The organism is Brevundimonas sp. ALps5, assembly GCF_058681645.1.
Genome location: NZ_CM178744.1, coordinates 1,612,186 through 1,629,066, shown reverse-complemented (window position 1 = coordinate 1,629,066; position 16,881 = coordinate 1,612,186). Strand labels below are relative to the sequence as shown.

The window sequence follows — 16,881 nt, the reverse complement described above, 5'->3', positions numbered from 1 at the left end:
CGCAACGGGCGGATTGGCTAGAACCCGCGCATGACCGACATCTCCGGCGTCTGCCCGCCCCGTTTCGCCGCCGTGAAGGACGCCTTCGCGGCCAATTTCACCGAAGCGCCCGACGGGCTGAACGAACAGGCGGCGCGGGTGTCGTTCTGCGTCGAGGGGGAGGTGGTCGTCGACCTCTGGGCCGGCCAGGCCGATCCACGAGAGGGGACGCCCTTCACCGACAGGACCCTGACCCCCGTCTTCTCGACCGGCAAGGCGGTGATGGCCCTGCTGATCGCGACCGCTGTCGAGCGGGGGCAGCTGAGCTACGACCAGACCGTCGCCAGCCTGTGGCCCGCCTATGGTCAGGCGGGCAAGGACGGGATCACTGTGGCCCAGCTGATGTCGCATCAGGACGGCCTGCCCGGCTTCGACACGCCCGAGGACCCGGCCATCTGGTTCGACCGTCAGGCGGTCTTGGACCGGCTCGCGGCCCAGGCCCCGATGTGGCCCCCGGGCACGGCCTCGGGCTACCACCCGATCACCATCGGCTATCTGGCGGGCGAGGTCTTCCGACTGGCCGACGGCCGCTCGATGGGCACGGCGCTGCGCGAGGATTTCGCGACCAAATACGATCTCGACCTGTGGATCGGCCTGCCCGAGGCGGAGCACGACCGGGTCGCGGCGATCAAAAAGCCCTCGGCGCCGCCCAGCCTCGGAACGATCGATCCGATCAAGTCCGCCGCCTTCATCTCGAAGGGCGCGGCCCCCGGCGGGCGCGGCTCGACCGAGTGGCGGACGACGGAGATCCCCTCGGCCAATCTGCACGGCACGGCGCGCGATCTGGCCCGCATCTTCAGCATCGTCGCCAACCGCGGCGACCTGCACGGCCGCACCATCCTGTCCCCGGACATCGTCGGCCAGCTGACGCGCGAACGCATCCACGGGCCGGACAAGGTCCTGCCCTATGTGATCAGCTGGGCCACGGGGGTGATGCGGAACGAGGGTCTGAACATCTTCGGCCCCAACCCGGACACGGTCGGCCACTGCGGCTGGGGCGGTTCCTGCGTCTTCGCCGATACGAAGACCCGCGTGTCGGGCGCCTATGTGATGACGCGTCAGTCGCCGCACCTGATCGGCGATCCGCGCGCCACCCGGCTGATCGACGCCTTCTACTCGGGCTTCTGAACCCGGCCCGGAGCCGTCAGTCCGCCGACAATCCCGCTGAGGATGGCGCAGGCGGCGCAGACGGCCATCACGACCTGATACGCCCTGTGGAAGGCCGCGCCCTCGGCCGCCTGACCGGACGCTCCCGCCATGAAATCGCCGAGCCGCGCTCGGGCCTCAGGCTGGTCCAGCAGGGCGACGAAGACGGCCGACAGCACCATGCCCAGCAGGGCCACCGCCAGCAGACCCGCGACCCGCGCCACCGCATTGTTGACGCCGGACGCCACCCCGGTGTGTCCGGGCGCGACCGCTCCCATCACCGCCGCCGTCAGGGGGCCGACGGCCAGGGTCATCCCGATCGCCAGCACCGTCATTCCCGCCAGAGGCCCGGCGACATAGCCGGCGTCCGACGGCATCATCGCCAGCAAGGCCAGCCCCACGCCCGCGAGGATCGGCCCGACGCTGAGCGACAGCTTCGCTCCGAACCGGTCGGCGATCCGCCCCGCCAGACCCGAGAACAGCCCCATGATCACGGCGAACGGCAGCATGGCCGAGCCCGCCCCGGTCGCGGTCCAGCCGTGCACCCGGATCAACTCGAACGGCAGGAAGAACATCGCCCCGCCCAGCGCGAAATAGAGCAGCAGCGTCAACAGGTTGATTCCGCTGAACACCGGCGACCGGAACAGCGACAGCGGCATCATCGGATGCGCCTCCTTGGCCTCGGCCCAGAGGAAACCCGCCAGCACCAGCACCCCGCCGACCAGCGACCCGACGATCCAAGGATTTCCCATCCCCAGATCGGGCGCCGCCGTCAGGCCCCAGGTCACCGCACCCAGACCGGCCACGGCGAGGACGGCGCCGAGCCCGTCCAGCCCCTTGGCCTCCTCGTCGCGGCTCTCGGGCGTGAACTTCACGGTGATCAGGACGGCCAGAATGGCCAGCGGGACATTGATCCAGAAGATGGCGCGCCAGTCGGCGTGGTCGGCCAGCCAGCCGCCGACGAGAGGCCCGACCATGCCGAAGATGGCCCCCGCCCCGGCCCAGGCGCCGAAGGCCTTGCCGCGCTCCCCGGGCGGGAAGGTCGCGCCGATCAGGGCGAGCGCTCCGGGCGTCAGCAGGGCCGCGCCGACGCCCTGCACCGCCCGCGCCCCGATCAGGGCCTGAACGTTCGGCGACAGGCCGCAGGCGATGGAGGCGAGGGTGAAGACCGCCACCCCGATCAGGAAGACCTTGCGCCGTCCGAACCGGTCGCCGGCCGCCCCGCCGATCAGGACGAGGGCGCCCAGCGTCAGCAGATAGGCGTTCGACACCCACTGCACCGCCGCCGGGCCCGCCCCGAGGTCGCTCTGGATCGACGGCAGGGCGACGCCAAGGGCCGAGCCGTCGATGAAGGTCAGCGAGGACCCCAGCACCGTCGCGGCGAGGATCCAGCGCTTGTGGGACGTCGACAGGGGCTCTTCAGTACGGGGGGCCATGGCTCCGAGGCTAGGCCGGTCCCTAGGCGGCGTCGACCACCGTCTTGATCGCCTGCCGCTCGGCCCGTTTGCGCCACAGGGCGGCGAGGGCGAAGACGGCGGCGCCGGCCCAGATGAAGGCGAAGGAGGCGAGGCGCAGCGCGGTCAGGGGCTCGCCCGTGAAGACGCCGACGGCGAACTGCAGCGTCGGGGCGAGGAACTGCAGGAAGCCGATCGTCGACAAGGGCAGCCGCCGCGCCGACCAGGCGAACAGGGCCAGGGGAACGGTGGTGATGATCCCGCAGGCGATCGACCAGGCCCAGTGCGACGGGCTGGCGAGGCCGACCGCCTGTCCCGTCTGGGCGAGCCAGATCAGTCCCGCCGCGCCGAAGGGCAGCATCAGCAGGCATTCGATGAACAGGCCGGTCTGGGCGTCGGCCGCGACCCGTTTGCGGATCACCCCATAGGCCGCGAAGCTGAGGGCGATGCCGATCGACAGCCACGGCGGACGGCCCAGGGCGACGGCCTGAATGGCCACACCGACGGCGGCCAGACCGATGGCGGCCCAGCCCCATTTGTCGATCCGCTCACGGAACAGCACCATGCCCGCCGCCATGTTGAGCAGGGGGTTGATATAGTAGCCGAGGCTGGCCTCGATGGTGTGGTGATGGGTCGTGGCCCAGACATAGAGGCCCCAGTTGATCACGATCATCACCGTCGACAGGGCCAGCCAGCCGACCGTCGCGGGGTTGGTCAGGGCCCGCCGGGCCTCACGCGTCTGTCCGGCCAGCAAGACCAGAACGGCGGCGAAAGGGGCCGACCACAGGACGCGGTGGGCCAGAATCTCGGGCGCCGAATAGCCCATGTGCGCCAGGGCCATGAACAGCAGCGGCAGGACGCCCCAGACGCAGTAGCAGAGCAGGGCCGCGATCAGGGCGTTGCGGGTTTCGGACGGGGCGTCAGTCATGACTCATCTTTCCTTCTCCCACGCGGGAGACGGCTGCCGGGCGGAGCCCGGTGGGATGAGGCGCCGTGCGGCCCCTCATCCCTTTGACGGCGGAACCCTCCCCTCGGGGAGGGGGATCAGACCGTGATCGAACGGAAGCCGGTCGAGGACTTGATGGTCCCCGTCTCGTCCAGCAGCTGGGCGATCTGGACGGCGTTCAGGGCCGCGCCCTTGCGCAGGTTGTCCGACACCACCCAGAGGACGAGGCCGTTCTCGACGGTCGGGTCCTTGCGGATGCGCGAGACATAGACGGCGTGTTCGCCCGCGGCGTCGACCGGGGTGATATAGCCGTCGTGCTCGTGCTTATCGACCACCAGGACGCCCGGGGCCTCGCGCAGGATGGCGCGCGCCTCGTCGACCGAGATCGGACGGTCGAACTCGACCGTGACCGCTTCGGAGTGACCCACGAAGACCGGCACCCGCACGCAGGTGACCGTCAGCTTGATCTCCGGGTCCATCATCTTGTGGACCTCGTTCCACATCTTGGCCTCTTCGTCGGTATAGCCGTCCTCGTTGAACGAGCCGATGAAGGGGATGACGTTGAAGGCGATCTGCTTGGGGAATTTCTTCGGCTTGGCGTCGCCCAGGCCGTAGATGGCCTTGGTCTGGTTCCACAGCTCGTCCATCCCTTCCTTGCCCGCGCCCGAGACCGATTGATAGGTCGCGACTACGGCCCGCTTGATCCTGGCGGCGTCGTGCAGGGGCTTGAGCGCCACGACCAGCTGGGCGGTCGAGCAGTTCGGGTTGGCGATGATGTTCTTGCGGATGTCCTTGACCGCGTCCGGGTTCACTTCCGGCACGATCAGGGGCACGTCCTTGTCCATGCGGAAGACCGAGGAGTTGTCGATCACGATCGGACCGGCCTTGCCGATCTTCTCGGACCATTCCTTCGACACCGTCCCGCCGGCCGACATCAGCACGATGTCGACGGTCGAGAAGTCGAACTGCTCCAGGTCCTGGCACTTCAGGGTGCGGTCGCCGAACGAGACCTCCACGCCTTTGGATTTTCGGCTGGCGATCGCGTGAATTTCGTCCACGGGGAAGTTCAGTTCCTCGAGGATGGTCATCATTTCCCGGCCGACATTGCCGGTGGCGCCTACGACGGCGACGCGATAGCCCATGATATCTGGTCCTTCGGACGCGCTAACGCTCGGGACGCGGTCCCTCGCTGCTTGAGCGCGATTTGGTGCGTGAAAAGGCAAGGCCTGCCGCAAGGGGTCTTGCGGCAGGGGCACGCATGTAAGCCTTCGCGCGCGCGAAGCAATCGCTTTCCGCTTCCGGCGCGCAAGGATTTGCCCCAGTTCGCAGGCCAGAAGCATCGGCTACGCTTATGAATGCCTCTCTGCCTGGCCGGACATCAGCTTCACAGCACCGCCCGTCTCGCCTAACTGGAAGGCCATGACCTCCCGCATCCGCTCCGCCTATGACATCCGCGTCGACGAGGGGGTGATCGCGCCCGATCCGGCCCAGGCGCCGTTGATCAAGGCCATGGAGCGGCTGGAGAAGGACCTGTCCCGGAAAGGCCTGTTCGGCGGCCATCCCGAGGTGCGCGGCCTCTACATCTGGGGGCCTCCGGGGCGCGGCAAGTCCATGCTGATGGACCTGTTCGTCTCCGCCACCCCCGAGCCGAAGAAGCTGCGCGCCCATTTCCACGCCTTCATGGCCCGCATCCACGACCTGGTCCGTCAGTGGCGCGAGGGCGACAGGAAGCAGCGTCAGGCCGTCTTCGGGACCCACAAGGGCGACGACCCCATCGAGCCGATCGCGGCCCTGATCGCCTCGGAGGCCCGCCTTCTCTGCTTCGACGAGCTTCAGGTCACCGACATCGCCGACGCCATGATCCTGGGCCGGCTGTTCGACGCCCTGTTCGAACGAAAGGTGGTTCTGGCCGTCACCTCCAACCGCGCGCCCGACGAGCTCTACAAGAACGGCATCAACCGCCAGCTCTTCACCCCCTTCGTCGACGAGATCAAACAGCGCTGCGTGGTCATCGAGATCGCCGGCGCCCGCGACTGGCGGCTGAACCGGCTGATGGGCTCGCCGGTCTGGTTCACGGGGGATGCGGACGGCAGGTCCGGCGCCGCCTTCGAGGCCCTCTGGACCGATCTGCGCGGCGGGGAGACGGAAGAGGCCGCCCATCTTCAGGTGCTGGGCCGCGACGTGGTCATCGAGCGCACGGCCGGCAGTCTGGCCCGCGCCACCTTCGAGGAGCTCTGCGCCCGGCCTCTGGGCCCGCAGGACTATCTGGCCATCGCCGCCCGCTTCCACACCCTGTTCCTGGATTCCGTGCCCATCCTCAGCCCCGACCGCCGCCATGAGGCCAGGCGGCTCGTGACCCTGATCGACGCCCTCTATGAGGCCGGGACCCGGCTGGTGGTTCGCGCCGAGGCCGAACCCGAAGCCCTCTATCCCGCCGGCGACGGGGCCTTCGAGTTCGAGCGCACGGTCTCGCGCCTGCGCGAGATGTCGAGCGCCTCCTGGCTGGAGAAGGCCGAACACGCCGAAAACCCGCTCACAACTTCGCCGTAATGGCCGCTAGGCTGGGCTGGAAGCTGGAGGATTTCCGATGACCGTTCTCGCCGCCGCCCTGTCGGCCCTCGCCCTGACCACCGCCGCCGCCGATGCGACGGCCGCGCCCCACGGTGCTTCTCAGACGCCCCCGGCCCGGCCCGCCCCGGCGGCGGCGCCCGCCGCGCCGCGTCCGCCTGTGGTGGGGATCTCTCCCGCCGGGATCGTCGCCTGGCTGGGCACGCAAGGCCTCAGCGTCGGTCCGCTGCAGCAGGATCAGGGCCGACAGTATGTCCGCGTCGACGCCGACGGCCTGGCCTGGCTGCTGTTCTTCCAGTCCTGCGACAACGGCCTGTGCTCGGACGTCCAGTTCTCGACCGCCGTGACCAACGCCGTCATCACCCCGGACATGGTCAACGGCTGGAACCGCGACCGCCGCTTCCTCAAGGCCATCTATGAGGCGCCCGAGGGGACTGACCCCGCCTCGGCCGTGGTCCAGTACGACGTCCTGCTGGACAACGGCGGCCCGGAGCAGCTGAACAACCATCTGATCATCTGGCGCAACCTCCTGCCCCAGTTCGCCCGCCTGACCACCGGCGCGACGGCGGCCCCGGCAGCGGCCCCGGCGCAATAGGCAAAAGAAAAGGGCCGCAGCAGATGCTGCGGCCCTTCTCCATTTCATCTGGCGCTCAAGCAGCGCGCGACCGCGTCGCGCGCGTTAGCGCCCGCTGGCGTCAAGCCAGCGACGGATCCAGATCCTTGCAGGACTGGATCAGGCCCTGGACCGAGGCGACCGACTTCTCGAACATCGCCTTTTCTTCGTCGTTGGTGGTGAACTCGACGACCTTCTCGACGCCGCCGGCGCCGATCAGGGCGGGCACGCCGACGTAGAGGTCCGACAGGCCGTATTCGCCCGACAGCCAGACGGCGCAGGGCAGGACGCGCTTCTGGTCCAGCAGATAGGACTTGGCCATGGCGATGGCCGATTCCGCCGGGGCGTAGAACGCCGAGCCGGTCTTCAGCAGGGCCACGATCTCGCCGCCGCCCTTGCGGGTGCGGGTGACGATGGCGTCCAGATCGGCTTGCGACAGGAAGCCGGCGGCGACGGCGTCAGGCAGGGGCAGGCCGCCGACGGTCGAGTGACGCACCATCGGGACCATGTCGTCGCCGTGGCCGCCCAGGGTCCAGGCGTGGATGTCCTGCACCGAGACGCCGGTCTTTTCCGACAGGAAGTAGGCAAAACGGGCCGAGTCGAGCACGCCGGCCATGCCGACGACCTTCTCCTTGGGCAGGCCCGAGAACTTCTGCAGCGCCCAGACCATGGCGTCGAGCGGGTTGGTGATGCAGATGACGAAGGCGTTCGGGGCGTGGGCCTTGATGCCTTCACCGACGGCCTTCATGACCTTCAGGTTGATGGAGACCAGGTCGTCGCGGCTCATGCCGTCCTTGCGGGGCACGCCGGCGGTGACGATGCAGACGTCGGCGCCCGCGATGTCCTCATAGGCGTTGGCGCCCTTCAGCGAGACCGACGAGCCGAACACGGCGGTGGCTTCGGCGATGTCCAGGGCCTTGCCCTGGGGGGTGCCCTCGGCGATGTCGAACAGGACGACGTCGCCCAGCGCCTCGCGCGCGGCCACATGGGCCAGGGTGCCGCCGATCATGCCGGCGCCGATAAGGGCGATCTTCGCACGAGCCATGGAATTCTCCGTTTTGGGTGGCCCGCCGCACGGATGGGAGCGGCTTCAGGCCGGTTTGCAGTTGCGAGAGGAAATCGTTCGGCGGCGGTCTAGACCTGTGGACGGGCCTCGGCAAGCGCCTGCGCCGCCTCACGGGATTTCTGCTCCGGCGATGCCGAAACCGCGCCCCGGAACGGATGCGCCAGTTGGCCGAGGAAGTCCCTGGGCACCGCATCCTCGACGCCGTATCGTTCCGGCATCTGGCCCTTCGGCAGGCGGAAGCTGCCGAACAAATGGTCGTAGAAGGGGAAGAGGGCCGCGAAATTGCGGTCATAGGCCTCGCGCTGGTCCGCATGGTGCCAGTGGTGGAAGGCCGGCGAGCCGAATACATGCCTCAATGGCCCGAAATCGATCCGCACATTGGCGTGCAGCAGATGGGCATGGGCCTGATAGACCAGGGCGTAGAGTGCGAGGGGTCCGGGCGAGAAGCCCAGCAGGATCGCCGGACCCGCCGCCGCCGTGGAGAACAGCACCTGCTCGACCGGATGCACCCGGTGCGAGGCGGCCCAGTCCAGATGCTCGCTGGAATGATGCACGGCGTGGAAGCGCCACAGCACGGGTGCGGCATGGGAGAGGCGGTGAATCCAGTAGACCCCGAAGTCGGACAGCAGCAGGATCTCGACGAACTGCAGCCACTGCGGCTGCGACCGGATCGCCTCGGCGACCGCCTTCGGGACCGCATGGACGGACAGCAGGCTCAGGGTCACCCCGACCGCGAAGATGCCGATACTGATCAGCCAGCCTCCGACAAAGGTGTGCAGCAGGTCGGTCGTCCAGCCCGGCCGCATTACGGCTTGCGTCCGGTCGCGCGGGATCAACCGCTCCAGCACGATGAAGGCGGCGCCCAGGCCGACCACGAGAGCGAGGTCCTTCAGCGTCATCCGCCCATGATGACCGGTCGTCCTTGAAAGCCGATTAAGGCCCTGCCGAATTCTTCGCTCCCGGCTAGGATAGGTCCATGACCTTCGAGACCGACCCCCGCCTTCTGGCCAACTCCGCCGCCGTCGCCGCCTGGCCCCTGTGCGACGTGCGGCTGATGGACGACGCCCGCTTTCCCTGGCTGGTGCTGATCCCGCGCGTGGCGAACGCCTCGGAGCTCGACGACCTCGCCCCGGCCGACCGCCCCGTCCTGATGGCCGAGATGATCCGGGCCGGTGAGATCGTGCGCCGTCTCGGCGACGCCATGGATCTGGCGGTGGACAAGGTGAATACCGCCGCGCTCGGCAATGTCACCGCCCAGTTGCACGTCCATGTCGTCGGCCGCCGCCGCGACGACCCCCTGTGGCCCGACCCGATCTGGGGCCGCGATGGGCGTCAGTCCCTGGGCGCGCTCCGCCTGGCCGAACTCGCCGCATTCGCCGCCGGGCTGTGAAAGCACGGCCGTATAACCAAAGTTAGTAGCCGCTTCCGGCCCGTCCTGACCTAGTTTCTGCGACTGGATATCAAGGGTCAGGCCTTGCCGAACAGCATCTTCGAGCGCGGAGCCGGGGACGACAGCGCCATGGGGCGTCTGGTCAGGACCGCGTGCGCCCTGTTTTCCGCCCCCGTCGGCCTGTGCTCCATCTTCGTCGACGAACGGATCGCCCAGCGCACCCTGATCGGCCTGCCCGGCTTCGGCGACGGCGGCCCGGTCCCCTTCAGCCCGACCCGGCTCCTGATCGCCGAAGGCCCGGGGGCCCTGTTGCTGATCGAGGACGGCCTGACCGATCCGCGCGTCAGGGACCTCGACCTGGTCAAGGGTGAGAAGGGCTTGCGCTTCTACGCCGGGGCCACGGTCTCGGACCGTTCGGGCCAGGCCATCGGCTCGATCGGGGTCATGGATTTCAAGGTCCGTCCGCCCCTGACCCCGGCCGAGGTCGACCACCTGCGCCGCTTCGCCGTCATGGCCGGCGACCTGTACGAGCTGGAGCGCGACGAACGCGCCTCCTCGGCCAAGCGCGAAACCCTGGAGCTGGCCGAGGCCATGGCCGGGGTGGGGCACTTCAGCGTCGATGTGGCCACCGGTCAGGTGACCTGGTCCGACGAGGTCTTCCGCATCCACGGCCTGGCTCCCGGCTCGGTCGATCCCACCCTGCATTCGGCCATCGGCGCCTATAATCCCGATGACGCCGCCGTGGTTCGCGCCCTGGTCGACCGGGCCCTGAGAACCGGGACGGGCTATGACGCCACCCTGCGCATCACCCGCGCGGACGGGCAGGAGCGCACCACCCGCTCCAAGGCCCGCTGCGAGATGGACGCCGAGGGCCGGCCCGTGCGCCTGTTCGGCGTCTTTCAGGACATCACCGAGACGGTCGAGGCCCAGGCGTCCCTGATCGAGGCCCGCGACGCCGCCGAGGCGGCGACCCGCGCCAAGTCCGACTTCCTGGCCAATACCAGCCACGAGATTCGCACCCCCCTGACCTCGATCATCGGCTTTTCCGCCTTCCTGCAGTCCAGCCCCACCCTGACCGACAAGGAGCGGCACTATGCCACCCGCATCTCGGCCGCGTCCAACGCGCTATTGGGGGTGATCAACGACGTGCTCGACTATTCCCGGCTCGAGGCCGACGCCTTCGAGCTGGACCCGGCCCCGTTCGACCCCCGGCTGATGGCCGAGGGCGCCGCCGCCATGATCGCCGAACAGTGCCGCGAGAAGGGGCTCGATCTCGACCTCCACATCGCCGCCGCCCTGCCCCGGGCGATGGTCGCCGACGAGGGCCGGGTGCGTCAGGTGGTGCTCAACTTCCTCTCCAACGCCATAAAGTTCACCGAGACCGGCCGCGTCGGCCTGACCCTCGCGGCCGTGGACGCGGGGCTTCGCGTCGAGGTAACCGACACCGGCATCGGCGTCTCGCCCGAGGCGGTCGAGCGGTTGTTCGACCGCTTCACCCAGGCCGACAGTTCGACCACCCGCCTCTATGGCGGCACCGGCCTGGGCCTGGCCATCTCGCGTCGGCTGGTGGTCATGATGGGCGGCCGGATCGGGGTAGACAGCACCCCCGGCCAGGGCTCGACCTTCTGGTTCGAAATCCCGCTGGAGCCGTCGGTGGAAGAGGCCCCGATGCAGATGCAGGCGGAATAGGCCGTCACACCCTCGGCGGCGGTCCGAACTTGCCGGCGTTGTAGTCGGTGATGGCCTGAATGATCTCCTCGCGGGTATTCATCACGAAGGGGCCGTGGCTGGCGACCGGCTCGCCGATCGGGTCGGCGTGGCCAAGAAGGACGACCGCATCCGAGGCCGCCTCGATCCGCACCGCGTCCCCGTCGCCGAGCGCGATCAGATTCCACGGCTGGACCGGCGTCCCGCCCACCGAAACCTGGCCCGCGACGACATAGAGGAAGACTGTCCGCCCGCGCGCCACCGGCGCCTCGAACACCCCTCGGGTCCTGAACTTCAGAACCGCGAGCTGGATGTCGATCAGCGACTGGATCGGGGCCGTCACCCCGCCCCAGCTGCCCGAGACCGGCTCCACCGTCACCCTGCCCTCGTCGGTGGTGAAGCTCGGGATGTCAGCGGCCTGCAGACCGACATAGTCCGGCCTGGTCATCTTCAGCCGCGACGGCAGATTGACCCAGAGCTGCAGGATCTCCATCGGTCCGCCCTCGCGCTTGAAGGCGGCGGGCGACAGTTCGGCGTGGATCAGGCCCGACCCGGCCGTCATCCACTGGATGCCCCCGGCCTTGATGATGCTTTCCCCGCCGGCGGAATCGTTGTGCGCCAGCTCGCCGTCCAGGATGAAGGTGACGGTCTCGAAGCCCCGGTGCGGATGCGGCCCGAACGGCAGGCCCCGGTTGTTCGGCGGATAGGTCTGCGGACCGTGGTGATTGAGGAACAGGAAGGGATCCATCTGGTCCAGCCCCGGCCCGGGCACCGGACGGCGGGTCACCAGATCGCCGATGTCATCGCGGTAGGCGGGATGCTGGCGCAGGACGGGGCGAACGATGGGATCGGTCATTCGCCACATCTAGTGTGGCTGATAGCTTTTTACCAGACGGCGCTCAAGCAGCGAGCGACCGTGTCGCGAGCGTTAGCGCCTCACCAAACTCCGGGGATCAGGCGGAACTTCACCTTGGCCGCGTGTTCGCGATAGGCCTCGTCCTGCATCAGGATGCGTTCCTCGGCGAAGATGCGCAGGACCTCGAACACCAGCCAGACCGACAGCAGCACGGCGTTCCAGCTGCTCGGGTTGACCGCGAAGGCGCCGATATAGGTGACCAGATAGCCCAGATACATCGGGTGGCGGACGGCGGCGTAAAGGCCCGAGCGCTTGACGCCGCGGTTGGCCGCGACCACGCCGAAGCTGCGGCGCAGCGACAGCTTGGCGCCCAGGCTGATCAGCAGGCCCGCGGCCATCAGCATGGCGCCGCCGGCCCAGCCGCCGCCCGTGGGCTGGTACAGCATTGGCAGGGCGGTCCCCAGAACCCCCGTCAGCCAGTCGACTGGCCGCAGGCTGATATCTTCGGTCCCCCGGCGCAGCAGCACCATGACCGCGATCAGGCCCTCGGAGAAGATGAACAGGATATTGGCGGGCTTTTCGGCCAGATCGCCGACGAACCGGTGAACCATCATGATGTAGAGCACAACGATGGCGATACGCTCTGCGCCGTCGAGCAGCCGCGACACGGTCAGGCGGCTCAGTTTCAGGTCGATGCTGGTCATGACCGCAACATGCGGCCAACGTCCTTGCTGACGGCTTAAGAACCGCTTTTAAATCCGCCGGTTATAACCATAGTTAGGCCTTTCAACCTCAGGGCGTAACCGGGTTACCGCAACGCTCGGGGCCTTCAGCCGGCCTGATCGCCCGGATGGGTCAGGGTCACGGCCTGATCCCGGCCGAGGCCGCTCAGCGTCCCGGTCCAGCCCTGGCCGGACGATCGCAGGCGCAGCCGCACGGCGCGGCCGCCGACCGAGGCCTCGATCTCTGCCGCCTCGCCGTCCCGGCTGACACCATTCACGGGGGCGGTCGAGCGGGTGGCGTCGTTCAGGCTCAGCGCGCCTTCGACCGGCTTCGAAGGTCCGCGATCCGACAGGACCAGATCCAGCACCGGCTTTCCGTCGGCCCCGACCGCCGTCCAGACGCCGTCGAGCGATCCCATCCGGGCGTCGGCCGAGGCCCGGGCGCGGTTCACCGCGGCGACATAGCCGATCTCGCCGGTCGAGCGGTTCTGTTCGTAATTACCCTGATAGGCCTCGACCGCGACCGGGCCCGTGATCGGCCGGCTGCGGATCGGGCGATTGACGTCACCCTCCTCGACCTGACGCCCGAAATCCGACGGCGGCTCATAGGGACGAACCACGGGGGCGGCATAGACCTCGCTCGAGGCGGCCTGGCCATAGGCGGTTTCCTGACCCGAAAGGCCCGAAACACCGGCGATCATGAGGGTAAGCAACAGCATAGCCCTACGATGCGGATCGCTGGCGCACATGGCTAGCGTGGAAGCGGCAACACGCGAAAACGTGATCGGTTCCCCCGGAACGACGGGAGGGCGCACTTTTTCTTGCCGCAGTGCGGCGCCGCTCGCGTTGACACCCCCGGACGGGGGGTCCTAAAGCCACTCCCACAAACGGTGAAAGCCTGAATTCACAGGGTTTTGAGAACCATTCGCATGTCGAACACCCCCGACTCGACCGGTCAGGACGACCGGTACGTCATTCAGCCCAACGGCCGTCCACGGCCCATGTCCCCCCACCTGCAGGTCTGGCGCTGGCACGTCACCATGGCGGCCTCCATCCTGTTCCGGGTGACCATCGGCGCCGCCAGCGTCGCGGCGCTGCTCGTGGTCGGCTGGCTCGGCGCCGTCGCCTTCGGGCCCGACGCCTTCGCCTGCATCGGCGCCTGCCTGGCCACGCCGCTGGGCCTGGTCGTCGGCTTCGGCCTGACGGTGGTGCTGTTCTCCTTCCTGCTGAACGGCGCCCGCCACCTGATCAACGACACGGGCGCGGCCCTGACCCTCAAGCCCGCGGGCCTGTTGTCGAACATCGCCGTCTGGGGCCCGGTCCCGCTGGCGATCGTTGTCTTCGCCATCCTGTTCGCCACCGGAAGGATCTCGCTGTGAGCGGAGCCGCCAAGTTCAAAAACGGGGTCAAGATCTCCGAGCGTCACGGCGCCGGCGAATGGACCCTGGAAAAGGTCTGCCTCGCCGCCCTGATGCCGCTGGGCGTCTGGGTCGCCTCGACCGCCTTCACCCTGACGGGCGCGGGCTATGACACCGTGGTCGCCTGGTTCGCCAGCAAGCTGAACGCCGGCCTGGCCATCGCCACCCTGCTGATCTTCTGCCTCTTCGGCGCCCTGGCCTGGAAGGTCATCGTCGAAGACTACATCCACAAGCCCGGGACCAAGGGGCTGCTGGTCGGCCTGCTGAACCTGGCCTTCTTCGTGCTGGCCGCGGCCGGCGTCTTCTTCATCGTGCGTCTGGCGCTGGGCTCGGCCCCGCTTCCCGCCGGGTTCGGAGCCTGATCGCATGGCTGATCTGAAATTCGTCGATCATGAATACGACGTCGTCGTCGTCGGCGCCGGCGGCTCGGGCCTCCGTGCGGCCCTCGGGGCGGCGCAGCAGGGCCTGAAGGTCGCCTGCGTCACCAAGGTCTTCCCGACCCGCTCGCACACCGTCGCGGCCCAGGGCGGCATCTCCGCCTCGCTCGGCAACATGGGTGAGGATTCGTGGAAATGGCACATGTACGACACCGTCAAGGGGTCGGACTGGCTGGGCGACCAGGACGCCATCGAATATCTGGTCCGCGAGGCCCCCAAGGCCGTCTATGAGCTTGAACACTGGGGCGTGCCCTTCTCGCGCACCGACGAGGGCAAGATCTACCAGCGCGCCTTCGGCGGCATGACCCGCAACTATGGCGAGGGCCCGGTCCAGCGCACCTGCGCCGCCGCCGACCGCACCGGCCACGCCATCCTGCACACCCTCTACGGCCAGTCGGTCCGCCGCGAGGTGAAGTTCTTCATCGAATACTTCGCCCTGGACCTGATCATGCAGGACGGCGTCTGCACCGGCGTCACCGCCTGGAAGCTGGACGACGGCACCCTGCACCAGTTCCGCGCCAAGCTGGTCATCCTGGCCACCGGCGGCTACGGCCGCGCCTATTTCTCGGCCACCTCGGCCCACACCTGCACCGGCGACGGCAACGCCATGGTCCTGCGCGCCGGCCTGCCCCTGCAGGACATGGAGTTCGTGCAGTTCCACCCGACCGGCATCTACGGTTCGGGCTGCCTGATCACCGAGGGCGCACGCGGCGAAGGCGGCTATCTGACCAACTCCGAGGGTGAGCGCTTCATGGAGCGCTATGCCCCCTCGGCCAAGGACCTGGCCTCGCGCGACGTCGTCTCCCGCTCCATGACCATGGAGATCCGCGAAGGCCGCGGCGTCGGTCCCAAGAAGGATCACATCCACCTTCACCTCGACCACCTCGACCCCAAGATCCTGCACGAGCGCCTGCCCGGCATCTCGGAAAGCGCCAAGATCTTCGCCGGCGTCGATGTGACCAAGGAGCCGATCCCGGTCATCCCGACCGTCCACTACAATATGGGCGGCATCCCCACCAACTATCACGGCGAGGTCCTGACCAAGGTCGGCGACAACGCCGACACCGTGGTCAAGGGCCTGATGGCCGTCGGCGAGGCGGCCTGCGTCTCGGTCCACGGCGCCAACCGCCTGGGCTCCAACTCCCTGACCGACCTGGTCGTCTTCGGCCGCGCCGCGGGTCTGCGCGCCGGCGAGATCGTCGACAAGGCCGCCCCGGTCCCGGCCGCCCCGCCGGAAGCCACCGCCCCGCACCTGGCCCGTCTGGAGCGCTTCCGCAACGCCAACGGCTCGACCTCGACCGCCCATCTGCGCGCCGAGATGCAGGCCGCCATGCAGTCGGACGCCGCCGTCTTCCGCACCGGCAAGACCCTGGACGAGGGCGTCGCCAAGATCCGCGACATCCACGCCCGCTCGGCCGACATCAAGACCACCGATCGCGGCCTGATCTGGAACACCGATCTTGTCGAGACCCTGGAATACGACAACCTGATCGACCTGGCGCTCGTGACCATCGAGGGTGCGGCCAACCGCGAGGAAAGCCGCGGCGCCCACGCCCGCGAGGACTTCCCCGACCGTCACGACGACGAATGGATGAAGCACACCCTGGCCTGGAAGGTCGCCGGCGAGCCGGTCAAGATCGACTACCGCCCGGTCCACACCTACACGATGTCCGACGAGATCGAGTACATCAAACCCAAGGCGAGGGTTTACTGAGATGGCTGAATTCACCCTCCCGATCGGCTCGCGCCCCAAGAAGGGCAAGGTCCACAAGGCTCCCAAGGGCGCCAAGAACGTCAAGACCTACAAGGTCTACCGTTACGACCCGAACGTCGACGAGAACCCCAGCTGGGACGAGTACCAGGTGTCGTCGGACGACCACGGCCCGATGCTGCTGGACGCCCTGATCCACATCAAGAACGAGATCGACCCGACGCTGTCGTTCCGCCGGTCGTGCCGTGAAGGCATCTGCGGCTCCTGCTCGATGAACATCGACGGGCGCAACACCCTGGCCTGCACCAAGGGTTGGGACGAATGCTCGTCCTCGACCATCGCCATCTCGCCCCTGCCCCACCAGCCGGTGGTCAAGGACCTGGTGACGGACCTGACGCTGTTCTACGCCCAGTACGACTCGATCAAGCCCTACCTCCAGTCGGACGAGCCCGATCCGACCACCGAGCGGCTCCAGTCGCCGGCCGACCGCGCCAAGCTGGACGGCCTGTACGAGTGCATCCTGTGCGCCTGCTGCTCGACGTCCTGCCCCAGCTACTGGTGGAACGCCGGCGAGTATCTGGGTCCGGCGGCCCTGCTGCAGTCCTATCGCTGGATCTCCGACTCCAGAGACGACGCGACCCAGAGCCGCCTCGACGAGCTCGAGGATCCGTTCAAGCTCTATCGCTGCCACACCATCATGAACTGCGCCCAGGTCTGCCCCAAGGGTCTGAACCCGGCCAAGGCCATCGCCGAGACCAAGAAGCTGATGGTGGCCCCGGACCGCAAGAAGACCGCCGCATAGTCGGCC

Annotated in this window: 17 protein-coding genes; 9 read left to right on the top strand and 8 right to left on the bottom strand. The window is 68.2% G+C overall.

Features of this window, described 5'->3' with window-relative positions; genetic code table 11:
* Positions 1–30 precede the first annotated feature (30 nt).
* Positions 31–1,167, top strand: coding sequence for a serine hydrolase domain-containing protein (locus ACW172_RS07820; RefSeq protein ID WP_492034616.1), 1,137 nt, complete (start codon positions 31–33; stop codon positions 1,165–1,167).
* On the opposite strand, the gene ACW172_RS07815 is transcribed toward ACW172_RS07820, so the two are convergent.
* From ACW172_RS07815 to ACW172_RS07805, 3 genes are all read right to left on the bottom strand, one after another.
* Positions 1,152–2,621, bottom strand: coding sequence for an MFS transporter (locus ACW172_RS07815; RefSeq protein ID WP_492034615.1), 1,470 nt, complete (start codon positions 2,619–2,621; stop codon positions 1,152–1,154). The genes ACW172_RS07820 and ACW172_RS07815 overlap by 16 nt on opposite strands.
* Positions 2,622–2,643: 22 nt before the next feature.
* Positions 2,644–3,567 (bottom strand): EamA family transporter RarD, encoded by a 924-nt coding sequence (gene rarD, locus ACW172_RS07810; protein ID WP_492034614.1) that lies wholly within the window; start codon positions 3,565–3,567, stop codon positions 2,644–2,646.
* 116 nt (positions 3,568–3,683) lie between these two features.
* Complete coding sequence (locus ACW172_RS07805; protein ID WP_492034613.1) at positions 3,684–4,727, bottom strand: aspartate-semialdehyde dehydrogenase; 1,044 nt, start codon at positions 4,725–4,727, stop codon at positions 3,684–3,686.
* Positions 4,728–5,004: 277 nt separating this feature from the next.
* Between ACW172_RS07805 and zapE the strand changes: the two genes are divergently transcribed.
* Complete coding sequence (zapE, locus tag ACW172_RS07800; protein ID WP_492034612.1) at positions 5,005–6,135, top strand: cell division protein ZapE; 1,131 nt, start codon at positions 5,005–5,007, stop codon at positions 6,133–6,135.
* A 37-nt stretch (positions 6,136–6,172) separates the two neighbouring features.
* Entirely contained in the window at positions 6,173–6,748 is a 576-nt protein-coding gene (locus ACW172_RS07795; protein WP_492034611.1) for a YbjN domain-containing protein, read from the top strand.
* A gap of 100 nt (positions 6,749–6,848) precedes the next feature.
* Here ACW172_RS07795 and mdh read toward each other — a convergent pair whose 3' ends face one another.
* Both mdh and ACW172_RS07785 read right to left on the bottom strand, forming a co-directional pair.
* The gene (mdh, locus tag ACW172_RS07790) at positions 6,849–7,811 is read right to left on the bottom strand and encodes a malate dehydrogenase (RefSeq protein ID WP_492034610.1); all 963 of its coding nucleotides are present in this window, start codon (positions 7,809–7,811) and stop codon (positions 6,849–6,851) included.
* A gap of 89 nt (positions 7,812–7,900) precedes the next feature.
* Positions 7,901–8,731: a sterol desaturase family protein gene (locus ACW172_RS07785; protein WP_492034609.1), complete on the bottom strand. Its 831-nt coding sequence runs from the start codon at positions 8,729–8,731 to the stop codon at positions 7,901–7,903.
* 77 nt (positions 8,732–8,808) lie between these two features.
* Here ACW172_RS07785 and ACW172_RS07780 point away from each other — a divergent pair, with 77 nt between their 5' ends.
* Both ACW172_RS07780 and ACW172_RS07775 read left to right on the top strand, forming a co-directional pair.
* A complete protein-coding gene (locus tag ACW172_RS07780) occupies positions 8,809–9,222 on the top strand; it encodes an HIT domain-containing protein (RefSeq protein WP_492034608.1) in 414 nt (137 codons plus the stop codon).
* A gap of 84 nt (positions 9,223–9,306) precedes the next feature.
* Positions 9,307–10,911, top strand: coding sequence for a GAF domain-containing sensor histidine kinase (locus tag ACW172_RS07775; RefSeq protein WP_492034607.1), 1,605 nt, complete (start codon positions 9,307–9,309; stop codon positions 10,909–10,911).
* A 4-nt stretch (positions 10,912–10,915) separates the two neighbouring features.
* Here the strand turns inward: ACW172_RS07775 and ACW172_RS07770 are convergent, their stop codons facing one another.
* From ACW172_RS07770 to ACW172_RS07760, 3 genes are all read right to left on the bottom strand, one after another.
* Positions 10,916–11,785: a pirin family protein gene (locus ACW172_RS07770; RefSeq protein ID WP_492034606.1), complete on the bottom strand. Its 870-nt coding sequence runs from the start codon at positions 11,783–11,785 to the stop codon at positions 10,916–10,918.
* A gap of 80 nt (positions 11,786–11,865) precedes the next feature.
* Positions 11,866–12,489 (bottom strand): methyltransferase family protein, encoded by a 624-nt coding sequence (locus ACW172_RS07765; RefSeq protein ID WP_492034605.1) that lies wholly within the window; start codon positions 12,487–12,489, stop codon positions 11,866–11,868.
* A 125-nt stretch (positions 12,490–12,614) separates the two neighbouring features.
* Positions 12,615–13,220: a hypothetical protein gene (locus tag ACW172_RS07760; protein ID WP_492034604.1), complete on the bottom strand. Its 606-nt coding sequence runs from the start codon at positions 13,218–13,220 to the stop codon at positions 12,615–12,617.
* 216 nt (positions 13,221–13,436) lie between these two features.
* Between ACW172_RS07760 and sdhC the strand changes: the two genes are divergently transcribed.
* From sdhC to ACW172_RS07740, 4 genes are read left to right on the top strand one after another with little or no spacing between them, the layout of a single operon-like run.
* Positions 13,437–13,886, top strand: a complete 450-nt coding sequence (gene sdhC / locus ACW172_RS07755; RefSeq protein WP_492034603.1) for a succinate dehydrogenase, cytochrome b556 subunit — start codon at positions 13,437–13,439, stop codon at positions 13,884–13,886.
* Positions 13,883–14,287 (top strand): succinate dehydrogenase, hydrophobic membrane anchor protein, encoded by a 405-nt coding sequence (sdhD, locus tag ACW172_RS07750; RefSeq protein ID WP_492034602.1) that lies wholly within the window; start codon positions 13,883–13,885, stop codon positions 14,285–14,287. Before sdhC ends, sdhD begins: the two co-directional genes overlap by 4 nt.
* A gap of 4 nt (positions 14,288–14,291) precedes the next feature.
* Positions 14,292–16,076, top strand: coding sequence for a succinate dehydrogenase flavoprotein subunit (sdhA, locus tag ACW172_RS07745; RefSeq protein WP_492034601.1), 1,785 nt, complete (start codon positions 14,292–14,294; stop codon positions 16,074–16,076).
* Between the two features lies 1 nt (position 16,077).
* Positions 16,078–16,875 (top strand): succinate dehydrogenase iron-sulfur subunit, encoded by a 798-nt coding sequence (locus ACW172_RS07740; RefSeq protein ID WP_492034600.1) that lies wholly within the window; start codon positions 16,078–16,080, stop codon positions 16,873–16,875.
* Positions 16,876–16,881: the final 6 nt, after the last annotated feature.